Origin of the sequence: Bradyrhizobium sp. CCBAU 65884 (genome assembly GCF_028128835.1) — a bacterium.
GTDB lineage: Bacteria > Pseudomonadota > Alphaproteobacteria > Rhizobiales > Xanthobacteraceae > Bradyrhizobium > Bradyrhizobium ottawaense.
In genome coordinates this window covers 20,800-34,774 of record NZ_LBJU01000119.1, presented here as the reverse complement: position 1 = coordinate 34,774, position 13,975 = coordinate 20,800, and the positions used below count along the sequence as shown (strand labels likewise).

Here is a 13,975-nt window from a genome sequence, read left to right as displayed (position 1 = left end):
AGCCATCGATCCGGGCCGATTTTCGATACGGCAGAAGCGCATCAGCCAGATCGAACGCGATCTCGACATCAGCTTCGGTCCGGTGACCGATTGGGACCAGATGTTGCCACGCGGCGCAGAGGAGAGTCTGGACGAAGAGGGCATTGAGATCACACGTGTCTCGGATATCCTAATCCGATCTGACAGGCCAACGTCAACGGCCGTCGCCGCGACACTGACAGCCAACGTTCGCGATGATGCACTCAGCCAGGCCATTGATATCCAAGGTGGGGTCGTCCAACTTGATCGATTGGCGAGGGTAGAATACCACCAAAGTCTGCAGGAGATCGTTGACGAAAAGGACAAGGAAAGAGCAGCTCGGCGTCTGGGACGTCTGGTGGGAGTGGTGCTCAAAGAGCCCTTTGCCAACCCATCAGAGCTGAAGGAAAAATCTCGCCGCACCTCGGCGTATCGAAGCTGGGAACTGAAGCCACAACAGGATTTCGAAGCGGCGGCCAAGACTCACCCTGAGGCATTGAAGCGATTGGAATGGCTGCGTGGAGAGCTGTCGAAGCAGGGTATGATGACCACCGATTCCTATCAGCTCGCGTTGCAGGCACATCACGAATCAGGATTCTTCGCCTTATTGATGCGGGTTGTGCGCGGCTATATTTGCGGTGATCCCAAAATTCGAAAGATGATCGACGAGGCCTTCAAGAAGATCGGAAGGCTCGGCAAAGCACCGACGCCAGAAACCGTGGTCGGGGCTGGGGGGCTAACACTCGGAGCCTACCTCGTGCAGTTGATTCCGGCGTTGGGTATGCTGGGGGCGCCCGTCATCGCAGCCCTAATTCTCATCCTCTACCTCCTCGGCAGCAAGGCGTTCTGCGAGTGGTCGGGCCAGCTCAATACGACCAACGAAGAAGAGGGTTAGGCAGCAAGGACTCGACCGCAAGAGAAACCGGCGGGATCTTACGGTGCTCTTGCTGTCGTTCAAACTCCATTTGGATGCGATTTCTTGTCGTCGTTAGCGGCTGTCGCGGCGATGTTCGTGCTTTCATTGACGGGTACTGTCGAGCGGGCGCGGGCATCCGAAATCCGAGCGCACAGAACAATTTGTGCGCCATCGCGGCATCATCTTGGCCACTCGACGACGAAATCTCAGCGCTATCGGCCCACACACCAGCAAAGACCCAGCTCCAGGAGAAAGGCAGTTACGCCGGCGGAAGGGCAAGATAAAAGCACTGGCGGTACGGAGCGCTCAAGTCGTTGCCTGCACATCTAGGATTTGGCGCTTCGTGCATCTTCGCCGTCACCAGGTTCGACCAACCCAATGGCGACTTTAGGCAATTGCGTCTGCGTCTTGGCGATCGCTAGTCGGCTTCACATATCGGCGTCTTCTCCAAACATCAGATGCGAGCCATGCGAGAAATCGACGATGGATTCGAAGTGAAGCCTGGACGGACCGGTAACCTGGAGAGCCAGGGGGCGACCAAGCTTTCTTCGACGCATCCGTTCGGGGCGGCAACACTCTCTGCTGCGTAACAATCAGGTCGCCGCCATGTAGATCCGATTCAGGTTCGTGCCCGAATGTCAGCTCAAACAAGTTCGCGCTCTCGTCGACAGCGCCAATCTCAACCGCCAACCAGAGCTGCGAAAAGTGGCATGGCTCCATGGGTACGCCATTGCGCTAAGCGTTCAGGCAGCCTCGTTCACACACTTTACGGAAGGTGCATTTAGAGAGGTGTCCACCCCGGGGACAGGCTCAAGAAACTGTGGTGATGGCTACGCGAGGCTACCTTGCTCGCGTTCGCAGGAGGCCGTATCGGGAAAGAGGAACCAAGGTTTGATGCTGATCCCTTTGCGAAGCGAATACATGTAAAAGATTGGAAGCCTTTGGGGAAAAAGCCTTCGAAATTCGCTTCCATTGAAGGTGATGAAAATTGAGTCAGGAAATGCACGTTCGACCGCACGTTTTTCGACCATGTTCATCCGGTAATATTCTAATGCGCCCTCTTCACAACTTCCATTTCCACGATACCATTTCATAGCGCTAGCAAGCAGCCGCTGAAACGTCGGCTCCGGTACGATCTCATCGATCAAAGTACTTGTGTTATCCGCTTCAGCGGCCTTTGTGAGGTTGCCCAACCAGCAGCTCTCGAAACCGCGTTCGCGGGCGCCATCCGCAACCTCATCAAAATATTGGCGTATGTCCCGTGATGAATGTCCGTTCAATTCCGCGTGGGTATCGGTGAAAATCAATCTTAGTGTCGCCCCGGGGGCATATGTTTTACTTATTCGGCTGGTGAACGCAGCCAAATAGTTCAGACATTCGAAGTCTGGCTTATCGATGTTGGACCGCGGACCTTTTCCCCAATAGAGCACAAACGGGACGGGATTTCTGACCGCAATCGATTTGGAAATGCTTTGCAACATTGCAATAGAGTTGTCAGGCTGCTCACGCTTGAAAGCCCAGGTGTTGAAGGCTTGCAGGACCTTTTCCGGCGCAATCTCCTTGGCTCGAAGAGTGACAGGCGCCGCATCGATTGATCTTTCCGATACTCCGTCAACTGCTTTGTCGCCAAAGGGTTGCCCACAAGCCGTTATTTCAGTGTTGGTTAAGGCGTCTTCGTTCGGACCAACCGCATCGCGACCTGACATATGAACTCCGAAAGAAGATCTTTTTATCGCGGGTTAATAATCGGTTATTTTTCTCAACGTCAACTCGGAAGAGTAGTGGCCCATCTATTAAGGTTAACCCTCCATGCACCGGTGGCCGATCAATGAAGTTAAGTCGCCCGAAATATCAGACGAGTAAGCCCGGCAGATAGGGGGGCCTGTTCTCGGCATGAATTTACAAGTCCTAGAGCTGCCAAAGTTGATTGCTGAGCGTCGGAGCTCGGCAATCTTCGGCCTGGTGATCATCGCCATGATGTGGGCAGGAATTGTTGTAAAATACCTCGGCGATGTTCGGGGGGACGAAAGAGAGACGCATAGGGACGCTCATAACTTTGCGCTGGTATTCGAAGAGAATGTTCTTCGATCAATCGGAGAAATTGATAAGGCGCTCTTATATTTGCGACGGAGCATTGAGACCCGAAAAAATTCGGTTAGCTTTAGCGCCATTGCCAACACGACCGACGTATTGAGCGACATCATCGTCCAAGTCGCCATTATCGATGACAAGGGAATTATGCGCGCGTCGAACACCGGCCCTCAACCCGCGCCTGCCCTGGATCTGAGCGATCGGGAGCACTTTAGATTTCATCTGAACAACATCGCGGATGAGCTTTTTATCAGCAAACCGGTGATTGGCCGTGCCAGCGGAAAATGGTCCGTGCAATTCACGCGGCGCTTCGTGAACAGTGACCAGACGTTCGGCGGCGTCGTCGTGGCCTCGCTCAATCCGGACCATTTGACGAAATTCTACAACAATATCGATTTTGGATCGGCGGCGGCGATCGCCCTGATCGGAAGTGATGGCGTTGTTCGTTCGAGTGGCGGAAGCGCGGTCGGCTACGCACTTGGAGACGATCTTAGCGGAACAGAACTGCTCGACCAAATGCGAGCCGGGGTGGAAACTACATTTGAGAGCATTGATCCTGCCAGCAACGAGACGCGTTTCATTACTGTCCGCAAGGTCAAGGGCTATCCATTGTGGGTTAGCGTTAGCTTGAGCAAAAGCCAGATCTTCGAAAGCTCTCGGAATGCCCTCAAGTTGAATTCATTGGTGGGCACAGTACTTACTTTGCTGGTTCTGATTGCGCTTGAGCAGCTTCTACGGATAGACGCGAAGGCGCGACAAAAAGCGAATCAGCTTGACCTTACGCTCGAGTATATGAACCAAGGAATTATGCTGGTTACCTATGATCAGCAGATTCCGATTATCAATCGTCGCTGCGGCGAGTTGCTCGATTTGCCCGTAGAGTTCATACAGAACCCACCAAGGGTCGATCAACTAGCCGAATACGAGACACCTACGGGCAGATTGACCGAGGTTTCTGTTCGGATCTTGGGAGATCTTGTCGCAGGAGAACTCGGCGTTAGCGAACGAGCGATGCCGGATGGATCAATCATCGAGATTCGCCGGGAAAGTCTTCCCGATGGTGGATTCGTCCAAACCTTCACCGACGTCACGAAAAGATCACGCGCTGAAGCAGATGCCGTCCGCCTTAGCTCCGAGGATTCACTCACCGGTCTCCCAAACCGGCGGATGTTCCGCTCCATGCTCGACCAGATGAGTCGCCGGCAACTATCGGCAGTAGACAACGGCCCGCCAGCGGCGGAATTCGCCGTCCTATTTCTTGATCTTGATCGTTTTAAAGCTATTAACGATACGCTTGGCCATCAGACCGGTGACTTGCTCTTGCAGGAGATGGCCCGGCGCTTAAAGAGTACGTTTGGTGCAAGTGAAGTGCTGGCACGCCTAGGCGGCGATGAATTCGCAGTTGTTGTGCCGACGGTTGAGTCTCGAGCAGCGATCGAGTCCCTAGCGAATAGTATGATCGAGGCAGCACAGGCGCCCTTTGAGATTGGCGGCCACCGAATCCGTTCCGGAGTCAGTATAGGTATCGCCATTGGACCGCGCGATGGAGTAAATTGCGACGACCTTCTGATAGCCGCCGATCTAGCACTGTACGCGGTCAAAGCCCAAGGTCGCGGCAGCTATAAATTCTATCATGCTGCAATGAACAGGGAGCTTAGGGAACGACGGCAGCTTGAGATCGATTTGCGCGAGGCAATCGAGCAGAATGAGATGGAATTATATTATCAGCCTATCCTCAATTTGCGGAGCAACATCATAACCGGATTCGAAGCCCTGGTGCGCTGGCGCCATCCGGTCAATGGCATGATACCGCCGGCGACATTCATCTCGGTAGCCGAGGATACTGGACTCATTCAACCTCTTGGCGAATGGGCGTTGAGAGAGGCGTGCCGCTGCGCAGCGCACTGGCCGAACGATCTTAAGATAGCAGTCAATCTTTCTCCGATTCAGTTTTCATCTTCCAAACTCTCCGACGTCGTGAGACACGCGCTGGCGGAAACCGGACTTCAGCCGCATTGCCTTGAGCTTGAAATTACCGAGGGAGTATTCATGACCAATAATGAATCCACCCTATCTACCCTGCGTCAGTTGAAGCAACTCGGCGTCCGTATTTCGTTGGACGACTTCGGTACAGGGTATTCCTCTCTCAGTTACCTCCGTAGCTTTCCATTCGACAAAATCAAGATAGATAGGTCGTTTGTTTCTGACCTTGCTGAAGGCACCGAGCACGTTGTGATTGTGCAAGCCGTGGTGAGTATTGCTCGCGCTCTGGGAATGACGACGTTGGCAGAAGGCATCGAAACCGTCGAACAGTACGATTTTCTTGCTGCGCTCGATTGCGACGAAGGGCAAGGCTATCTGTTCAGCCCGCCTGTTCCAATAGCTAAAGTTCCTGAAATGATTGCCAAATGGCCGCCCGGGCGCAAATTTGTCGCTTAGAGCTTGGGACCTGCTCCTCTACCCCGCGACTTTCTGAAGGCTGGATTCTCCAGTTTGTTCAACGAAGATCGGCTTCTTGGTTGGTCGCCGAGCCTCGTGCACGAGCAGGAACAGGCCTGATGCAACAACAATGCCGGACCCGATCAGAAGAAAAAGCGTCGGTACGTCGCCCCAAACGAAAAATCCGATTGCAAGTGCCCAGACGAGCGTCAGGTAATAGAATGGCGAGACGGCGGCGGCCGGGGCTAGGTGGAGCGCTTGCGTCCAAAAATATTGTGCCGCAGCATTTGTAAGACCGCTCAGGATCAACATGATTGCGTCAGCCGGCGTCGGCATCCGGAATCCAAACAGCAGTAAGAAGGAGTGAAAAAAGGTTACCGTAAGCATCTGCCACATTAACAGCGTCTTTGCAGACTCCGTCGCGGTCATTCCGCGAACGGCAACCGTGACGCTGCCATACATAACCGCGTTCGCTAGCGCAAATAATGCGCCAATCTGCAACGAATCTGCACCTGGATTTGCCACAACGACGACTCCGACGAATCCCGTTACCAGCGCGCTCCAACGCGCGATTCCGGCACGCTCCTTAAGCCAGATTAATGACAGCAAAGCCGCCCACAACGATGCAGAAAAATTGATCGCGATCGCTCCTGCAAGGGGCATCAGACTAACGGCGATGACAGTGAACGTCTGCGAGATCGACTGCGACAGCCCGCGCGCAAGGTGGGCGCGGGGCCGCCGAGTGTTAAAGACTGACATGCCCGTTGCCGGGAGAATCAATGCAGCACAGAGGACAAACGCGGAAACGGAGCGAAAAAACATAACCTCGCCAACGGGATAGAGAGCGGCTTCCCATTTCGATAGTGCGCTCGATAGTGCGAACATCACGCTCGCGGCGATCATGCAATATATTCCGCGAACAACGTCATCCTTCCGTAAGCCGGGAATGGCCAGCGGGTTCTGTGGATGGCTGACGGTGTGCGTAAGATCGCTCATCATGCGTTTCCATGAAAAGGGGAAGATTGCGTCAGCGTTTGCCGCACGACTATCGCTTGCGAGCCGCTAGCACTTAGCCTCGCTTAGCTTAAGTCTTAAGAAACTGTTATGGGTAACAGAAACAATTCTTGGTTAATGTTCGCGAAACATGGCGGCGTCCGATTGCAGAACAGCCCAGCCAAACACGCTCTTGCCTGGCCGCGTGCGCTAGGTAATTGCCGAGCAAATGCCTAAAAGTGTTCATTTTCTTCCAAGCAAATCTTGAACCATTCGGGATAGGCTGCCGACACCGAAATCTGAATTGTGGGGAGCGGAGATCGTGAAAGTTGAGCTGAACGACCCGCGTTCTGGCAAGGGATGTAAAAGTCTCGTCTCTTCACCCTTGATATGCTTGGACGGAACGTGGTGGGCAATCGATGTCAACGATCCAGATCTAGAAGTATATTTAGAACGGGCGGCTCGCTGCGGCCTTGATGGCCATCGTCGCCGCGCACCAGGCGAGCTCGGCGAACAGTCGCGGTAGGCCCTTACAGAGCATCGAATGATTGTCGCGGCAGGGCTCATTCGCCGAAGCTGAGGTGAGTCCGTTGGACGCCGGCCGCGTTTCCGGCCTCTGGTTCAGATCGGCCTTTTGACTGTGGCACACATCGCCAGTCACGCGGCTTAGGCTAATCGACGAGGTTCAGAAGTCGTGCAACGCCAGCGGTTGAAGCTGGTTATGACGTTGATGATGCTAGCGTCCCAAAATAACGGGCAGAATATCATCGTGGAAGTGGTTCGTTATTTACGGGATGGCCTGTTGCGGCAGGGCGGCGGCTTCTCGGCTCCGATGTACCTATCGATAGCCCTTCGACTTATTTGATCGATATCGGTGGGTCCGGCGATTACCGTTCCCAGTCTTGAGGCGTTGCGATTGAGGAGGCCGACAATCGATCGTCTCGCGAGCGCGTCACACCAATGCGACTACCACATCCCGGTGTTCAAGCCCGCGGAGGACGCAATCGAGCCATGGCTCAACCTTGGCAAGTCCGTAAACGCGCCCTGTGCGCTGACGATCAACCGACAGAAGCGGATGGCCCTCGATATGTTGTATGCAGAATGAGATTGGTTGAGAACGCATTTCGGAATTTGTCGAATGCCATTCAGACAGCAGGTGACGTGCATGCATTTGAACGCATTGCCGAAAGGCTGACGCAAAAGCTTGGGTTTCGACGATTTGCCTATTCGCTCCTAGACGGGGCCAAACCCAAGTTGATCTCGTCCTACCCCAAATCCTGGACGAGCCGGTACTACCAACCTGGGTATCAGCAGCTTGATCCTGTGGTTTTGCGCGCCAGACTGGAGCGTGACCCTTAGGGTTGGGGCGGTGCAGCGCGCGCCTCGGTCGAGGGCAAGGATGTTGGGGAATGGCTTGTGCGCAACGGTCTCGCGCTGGATTGGCCTCAATATTCGAAGGGCAGATATCACGAAGCGCAGCGGGCAGGCTGAGCGCGCGGGCCAAGGCCTCTGGAAGGGCAGCTACGTCGAGCCGTGGCGCTATCGTGCATGCATCGGCGCCAACGGAAACCCGACCGCCTGTTCGGATGATGCAAATGTCCATCCTTGACGCGATCCATTGCGAGGCGTCAATCCACAACGTGCGATGGCTGATCACCGCACTCGGGCAGGTGGGTCTAGCGCACTTTGGGCGACTCACGCTAGGCATCATTCTCAACGACCTCACTGCACAATGGGAATGAAATGGTTGCAGCCAATCGTGAACTGCCGGCCTCTGGATACGCGCTTGAAGTGGATGGCCGCCTCAAAGCCGAATTCGCAACCAAAGACGGTGCCAGGGCAGGTGGAGAAGAACTAAAGAAGCGTTTTCCCATGCTGCAGATCAGGATCTATGACGCGCAGACGCATGCGCGTGAGGAAATCTAGATCCTCGCACCAGCGGATTTTTTCCGCTTCGCGCGTGCGGCCTCCGCCGCACCGGGCTCTCGTGAACCGAGCCGCTTTGCGTCTCGCCCATCCGGCTTCGATCCCTCGCGCAAGGACTGCGGAGCTCCTCGCCGGAGGCACTCGGGAAAGGGGCTCGCCTCTCGGCGATCGCTATCACTGCCCCGTTCCCGGGTGCCGCTATTGAACCGGTCTCGTCGCTGCACTCGGACCCGCGTGCCCCTTCCGGTCGCTATGCTCACGCTCTCCGGGTGCCATTTTGCGTTTGGGGCGATGCGCCCTTGGCGCACGCCTGGTTGGGCCTCCGGTCGACCTCATGGCCAAATCCCGAAGAATGGAACGGAAGGCGGAGCGCGCCGCAGATTTCGCATTCTGTCACTTGTCTGCGTGCGGCGCTGTCGCAAATCACGCGGCGTCGATTCCGCCTGAAGAGGTTGAGAGTAAGAGTGCCGGCCGGGTTTTGCCGTGACGGGTTACAGGCCGCGAGAGAGGCTCGCGGCGCCCGTCGCGGAGATCCGCGATGTCCAGGCACTATCTTCGGGGGCGCGCCGGCGAGGACCGGTCAAGCCTTTATGACGAAATCACCAACAAGATCATCGGCGAACTGGAGGCCGGCCGAGTCCCGTGGGTGCAGCCCTGGGGTACCCCGGCGGAGACGGCGTCATTGGCCATGCCGAAAAGCGCTGCGACTGGCCGTCAATACAGCGGCATCAACGTTTTAATCCTCTGGGGGGCTGCCACCGAACGCGCATTCACAGGTCAGAGCTGGCTTACCTTCCGCCAGGCGCTGTCGCTCGGCGGTCACGTCCGCAAGGGCGAGCGCGGCACCACCGTCGTTTATGCCGATCGCTTTGTGCCGGTCGACGAAAAGCGGCACGCCAGCGAAACAGGCGACGAAGCGCGGGCCATCCCCTTCCTTAAGCGCTTCACGGTCTTCAATACCGATCAGTGCGACGGCTTGCCTTCGGAGATCGCAACGACGGCGCCACCTCCGCCGCCAGCCCTCATCGAGCCAAAGCTTGAATACCTGATTAAGGCGACCGGAATCGACTTCCGCATCGGCGGCAACCGCGCCTTCTATGCGCCGGCAGAAGATTATGTGCAGGTGCCGCCACCGCAAGCCTATTTCGAGCCGATCAACTGGCATCGAACCGCCTTGCACGAGTTGGCGCATGCCAGCGGCCATGCATCGCGTCTCAACCGCGATTTGTCAGGCGGCTACGGCACCAAGAAGTACGCCTTTGAGGAGCTCATCGCAGAGATATCGTCAGCGTTCAGTTGCGCTTCGCTCGGTATTGTGCCGACCGTGCGCCACGCCGACTATATCGGCTGCTGGCTTGAAGTGCTGCGAGAGGATAATCGCGCGATTGTGCGAGCTGCCTCGCAAGCCAGCAAGGTTGCCGATTATCTCCTTGGGTTCTTGCCGGAAGAGGTTGTCGGCATGACGACGGACACAGCGGAGCAGGAACCGACGTGAGGTTCTCCTCGGCCACCGCGGGTAAGAGAGTGAGAGGGGAGGGTCGTTTTCCGCGACGGGTTGAAGGCCGAGAGAGGCTCACGGCTGCCCGTCGTGGAGAATCGACATGACGGGCTGTCCAAAAGATCACCCTGTCGCCCTCACGCGACATTCCGTTCGACAAGCTGGTGCTGAGCCAATCCAATGTCCGTCATGTGAAGGCGGGCATCTCGAGCAACTCGCCGAAAGCATCGCGGCACGCACGCTCCTGCAGAGCCTCAACGTTCGGGCCGTAGTTGATGCCGAAGGCAACGAGACCGGCATCTTCGAAGTGCCTGCAGGCGGCAGGCGCTATCGTGCCCTCGAACTGCTTGTGAAACAAAAGCACATGGCGAAGACCCAAGCGGTTCCGTGCATTGTTCGGGACCAAGGTATCGTGGAAAATGACGCGATTGCGGAGAATGACGAGCGGATCGGGCTGCACCCCCCTCGATGAGTTCCGCGCCTTTCAGTGTCTCCCACCAAGGCGCCACGAGCCAAGAAGAGATCGCCGCCAGGCACTTTGTGGCGCCAGCTGTCGTGAAGCAGCGGCTTCGACTGGCAGGCTGCACGAGATCTACGCCGAGGGCGGTATGACGCTCGAGCAACTCATGGGGTTCTCGGTGACCGCGGATCATGCTCGCCAGGAGCAAGTCTGGGAGCAGGTCAGCCGCTCACGCTACGACGAGCCATTCCAGATCCGGCGCTTGCTGGCAGAACAAACGGTCCTCGCGTCCGACCGCCGCGCTCCGTCCATTGGCCTCGAAGCTTACGAACAGACGAGCGACGCCGTTATGCGCGACCTCTTCAAGCCACGCGCTCACAGCTCCCCACAGTGCCGCTCAAGCGTTCCTGTTCGCTCGCAATTTGCGGTCAACGCTCTCCGAACCAGCCAACCGCTACAATCAGGGCCACGTCTGCGCCCATGGTGTCCGCACGCGTCTCGATCAAGCCAATGTACTGGCGCGCGCGGTCGGGCTCGATATGGTGCAGGCCGGCTGGGAACCGACCATCGACAGCAGCCTCGGCCGGGTCACCAAGCCTCGCATTCTGGAGGCGGTGGGAGAAGCAAAGGGCGAAAGCTTTTGCGCAGTTGATCGACGATTTGAAAAAGGCCGACATGGCCAAGCAGGGCGAGCGTCTACTCAACGTTTCCGGCTGGTTGCCAAAGCCGCTGAGTTCCGTCGACTCCAGCGTGTCGTCAGTCGAGCAAGAGAGTGACGCGGGCCCCCGCCCGAATTCCTCGCCGAGGATGGGGATCGGGAGAATGCCGGCGGCGATGACCCGCAACAGCTCGATGCGGGTGAGTGACACAAAGCCGGGTCGCCCCGGCCATCCCGCCGTTGTTGAGAACCGGTGTGCAACGCCGGTTCACATTCTTATGGGCGAGGGCTGAGAGCGAGAGCAGGGCCAGGGGAGGGTTGAGCCGTCGGGTCAAAGGAGAGCGCCTGATGGTTCGACCCATTCCTGCTCTCCTGAGAAATCGTGCCATGACCGAATCTCTCGCCGGCGGCGGTGCCGCCGCGCCGCTCTCAATGCGTGCCGCTGCAAGTCTCACCTCAGCCGCGGTCAGGGCCGCTCGACAGCTCTTGGTCGATCTCGAACGCGGCCGTCGCATCGATGCAGCCATCCTACGTAGCGCCGTGGAGGCGGCCTTCGGCGCCTCGGACGCGGACGGTGCCTGGAGCTGGAAGACTGCCTATGACGTCTGCGAGGCGGCAACTGTTCTCTTCATTCGCAAGTTCGGTCCGGCCATGAAGGCTGGCTCAACGGCTGCCATGCTGCCAACGCTCGCGACAATCGCCAGCTGTCTGCCGACCCGTACGTGGCCTTCCGAGCACAGTCAGGCGCTTCAGCAATTTTCGACACTGATCCCGCTTGGGCTGGCCGCATGCACCGGAGCCGGCACTACGCCTGCCGACCGCCTCCTGGAGCCGTCCGCGGGGAGCGGCTTGCTCGCCATCCTGGCCGAGCTCGCCGGCGGCTCTCTGATGTTGAACGAATTGGCTGAAAGCCCCGCAGTGCTGCTAGATGTTTTGTTTGCCAACGTTGAGGTCACGTGGCTCGACGCCGCGCAGATCGATGATCAACTCGACGCGAGGGTCGCACCGAGCGTGGTTCTGACGAACCCATCGTTCTCCGTGGTAGCGAATGTCGGTGGTAGGATCGCAGACGCCACTTGCGGGCACATCGCTTCGGCGCCCGCGAGTCTTTGCGATGGTGGGTGGCTGGTCGCCGTCGTTCGTGCAGGCCTTGCGCCGGATAACCCGGCGTGGCGAGAGGCCTTTGTTCGCCTCCAAGAGCGCGGACAGGTCGTGTTGTCTGCCGCGATCGACGGCGACGTCTACGTCAAGCACGGCACTCAGACGGAAACGAGACTGCTCGTCATCGACAAGCGGCCCGCCGCTGATCCGAAGGCTTTTCCGGCCTCGCAAGGCATAACCGGCGATGTCGCCACCTTGCTCAATTGGGTCACCCAGCACCTGGCTCCAAGGCTGCCCGTCGCCGCGCCGGTCGTCGCCTACGTGACAGGGCGCCCCCCAATGAGCCGATCGGCGGGTGCGATTGCACCAAGCCCCTCTTCCACTTCGGGGAGCGCACCAGACGGTGTGGAGCTTACGTACGAGACCGTCGAACGGTCGCCGCCGGTAAGCGCCCGCCTCACCGATGCGCTCTCTGTGGAGTACAGATTGCAGTCGATCCATATTCGCGGAACGTGCGCACATCCGACCAAGCTCGTGCAGTCCGTGGCGATGGCATCCGCTGCGCCACCGAGGCCGTGTCGTCCGCACCGGCCTTCAAGTCTGGTGGGCGGAGTTCTGTCGGACGCCCAGATCGAGAGCGTCATTTATGCCGGCGAGGCTCATTCCGAATTCCTGGCGGGCTCCTGGATGGTCAATGCGACCTTTGATGTTGTGGCCGCCGCGCACGACGAGGCGGAGAATGCCGTCCGCTTTCGCGGCGGCTGGTTTCTCGGCGATGGTACTGGCGCGGGCAAGGGGCGGCAGGTTGCCGGGATCCTGCTCGACAATTGGCTCAAAGACCGCCGCCGTGCGGTCTGGATCAGCAAATCCGACAAGTTGATTGAAGATGCCCAGCACGACTGGTCCGCGCTCGGGATGGAGCGGCTGCTTGTTCTTTCCCGGTTTCGCCAAGGCGCCCAGATCCAGCTTTCGAAAAGCATCCTTTTTGCCACCTACACCACGCTACGCATCAACGAGCGTGGCGAGCAGCTTTCGCATGTCGGGCAGATCGTTGAATGGTTGGGCACCGACTTCGATGGAGTGATCGTCTTCGAGAGCCACGCCATGCAGAACGCAGCCGGCGGCAAGGGTGAGCGCGGTGAACAGGCGGCCCCTCAGCAGGGGGGCGCGGGCCTGGAGCTCCAGCACGCCTTGCCCAATGCTCGCCTGGTTTATGGGTCGGCTACTGGCGCAGCGACGGTCCCTAACCTCGAATATGCGCAACGCCTCGGCTTTTGGGGCGGTGCCGATTTCCCGTTCGCCACACGCGCCGAGTTCGTTGAGGCAATCGAGGAGGGCAGGGTCGCAGTGATGGAGGTGCTGGCGCCCGCCCCCAAGGCGCTTCGTCTCTACGATGCCCGCTCATTGTCCTATGCGGGCTTCGAGTACGAGCTCGTTGAACACCAGCTTACGCCCGAGCAGGTTCGCATCTACGACGCTTATGCCGATGCGTTCAGCATCATCCATGACAACCTCGACGCGGCGGTGCGAGCCGCCAACATCACCGGAGAAGCCGAAACCCTAAACGGGCAGGCAAAATCCGCGGGCCGATCCGCCTTCGAGAGCACCAAACAGCGATTCTTCGGTCATCTGGTGACCTCGATGAAGACGCCGTGGCTCATCCGATCGATCGACCGGGTCGCAAATGTCGTCTTGGCAGATGCGCCCATGCTGGCGCCGGACGCTGCCTTCGCCGCTGTGATGGAGGGACGTACCGTCCTCGAGCTTGCCGAGGGGCTCCAGCTTCGTCGCGTCCGGGTGATGGGCGCAGCCCGCTCCGAGCTGTCGGGATCCAACGACACTGTGCGCGATCGCCTCCTCGCTTACGGCCTCTTT

8 protein-coding genes and 2 pseudogenes are annotated in these 13,975 nt (G+C 58.0%); 7 read left to right on the top strand and 3 right to left on the bottom strand.

The genetic code is table 11. The annotated features are described in order from the left end of the window. Positions 1-82 precede the first annotated feature (82 nt). Positions 83-913, top strand: coding sequence for a hypothetical protein (locus XI03_RS20495; RefSeq protein ID WP_271593061.1), 831 nt, complete (start codon positions 83-85; stop codon positions 911-913). 851 nt (positions 914-1,764) lie between these two features. Here the strand turns inward: XI03_RS20495 and XI03_RS20490 are convergent. Further along, a complete protein-coding gene (locus tag XI03_RS20490) occupies positions 1,765-2,640 on the bottom strand; it encodes a hypothetical protein (RefSeq protein ID WP_271593060.1) in 876 nt (291 codons plus the stop codon). A gap of 187 nt (positions 2,641-2,827) precedes the next feature. On the opposite strand from XI03_RS20490, the gene XI03_RS20485 reads away from it, so the two are divergent. After that, a complete protein-coding gene (locus XI03_RS20485; RefSeq protein WP_271593059.1) occupies positions 2,828-5,464 on the top strand; it encodes a bifunctional diguanylate cyclase/phosphodiesterase in 2,637 nt (878 codons plus the stop codon). Positions 5,465-5,482: 18 nt separating this feature from the next. Here XI03_RS20485 and XI03_RS20480 read toward each other — a convergent pair whose 3' ends face one another. After that, positions 5,483-6,463 (bottom strand): DMT family transporter, encoded by a 981-nt coding sequence (locus XI03_RS20480; protein WP_271593058.1) that lies wholly within the window; start codon positions 6,461-6,463, stop codon positions 5,483-5,485. Between the two features lie 954 nt (positions 6,464-7,417). Here XI03_RS20480 and XI03_RS40280 point away from each other — a divergent pair. The 4 genes and pseudogenes from XI03_RS40280 to XI03_RS40540 all read left to right on the top strand — a co-directional run. Further along, positions 7,418-7,816, top strand: coding sequence for an autoinducer binding domain-containing protein (locus XI03_RS40280; RefSeq protein WP_333936085.1), 399 nt, complete (start codon positions 7,418-7,420; stop codon positions 7,814-7,816). Positions 7,817-8,200: 384 nt separating this feature from the next. After that, complete coding sequence (locus tag XI03_RS20465; RefSeq protein WP_271593057.1) at positions 8,201-8,383, top strand: hypothetical protein; 183 nt, start codon at positions 8,201-8,203, stop codon at positions 8,381-8,383. Between the two features lie 538 nt (positions 8,384-8,921). Beyond that, the gene (locus XI03_RS20460) at positions 8,922-9,878 is read left to right on the top strand and encodes an ArdC family protein (protein WP_271593056.1); all 957 of its coding nucleotides are present in this window, start codon (positions 8,922-8,924) and stop codon (positions 9,876-9,878) included. A gap of 125 nt (positions 9,879-10,003) precedes the next feature. Continuing rightward, positions 10,004-10,708, top strand: a pseudogene (locus XI03_RS40540) (ParB/RepB/Spo0J family partition protein); the annotation flags it as partial. A gap of 61 nt (positions 10,709-10,769) precedes the next feature. Here the strand turns inward: XI03_RS40540 and XI03_RS40535 are convergent. After that, positions 10,770-11,210: a hypothetical protein gene (locus tag XI03_RS40535; RefSeq protein WP_442869725.1), complete on the bottom strand. Its 441-nt coding sequence runs from the start codon at positions 11,208-11,210 to the stop codon at positions 10,770-10,772. Positions 11,211-11,386: 176 nt separating this feature from the next. On the opposite strand from XI03_RS40535, the pseudogene XI03_RS20450 reads away from it, so the two are divergent. Further along, positions 11,387-13,777 (top strand): annotated as a pseudogene (locus XI03_RS20450) (strawberry notch-like NTP hydrolase domain-containing protein); the annotation flags it as partial. Positions 13,778-13,975: the final 198 nt, after the last annotated feature.

What these genes read in the sequence shown, in the direction of transcription:
- XI03_RS20465 (WP_271593057.1), top strand. Translation starts at nt 8,201, where the DNA reads ATGGTTGCAGCCAATCGTGAACTGCCGGCCTCTGGATACGCGCTTGAA.
- XI03_RS20485 (WP_271593059.1), top strand. Translation starts at nt 2,828, where the DNA reads ATGAATTTACAAGTCCTAGAGCTGCCAAAGTTGATTGCTGAGCGTCGG.
- XI03_RS20460 (WP_271593056.1), top strand. Translation starts at nt 8,922, where the DNA reads ATGTCCAGGCACTATCTTCGGGGGCGCGCCGGCGAGGACCGGTCAAGC.
- XI03_RS40280 (WP_333936085.1), top strand. Translation starts at nt 7,418, where the DNA reads ATGCGACTACCACATCCCGGTGTTCAAGCCCGCGGAGGACGCAATCGA.
- XI03_RS20480 (WP_271593058.1), bottom strand. Translation starts at nt 6,463, where the DNA reads ATGATGAGCGATCTTACGCACACCGTCAGCCATCCACAGAACCCGCTG.
- XI03_RS20490 (WP_271593060.1), bottom strand. Translation starts at nt 2,640, where the DNA reads ATGTCAGGTCGCGATGCGGTTGGTCCGAACGAAGACGCCTTAACCAAC.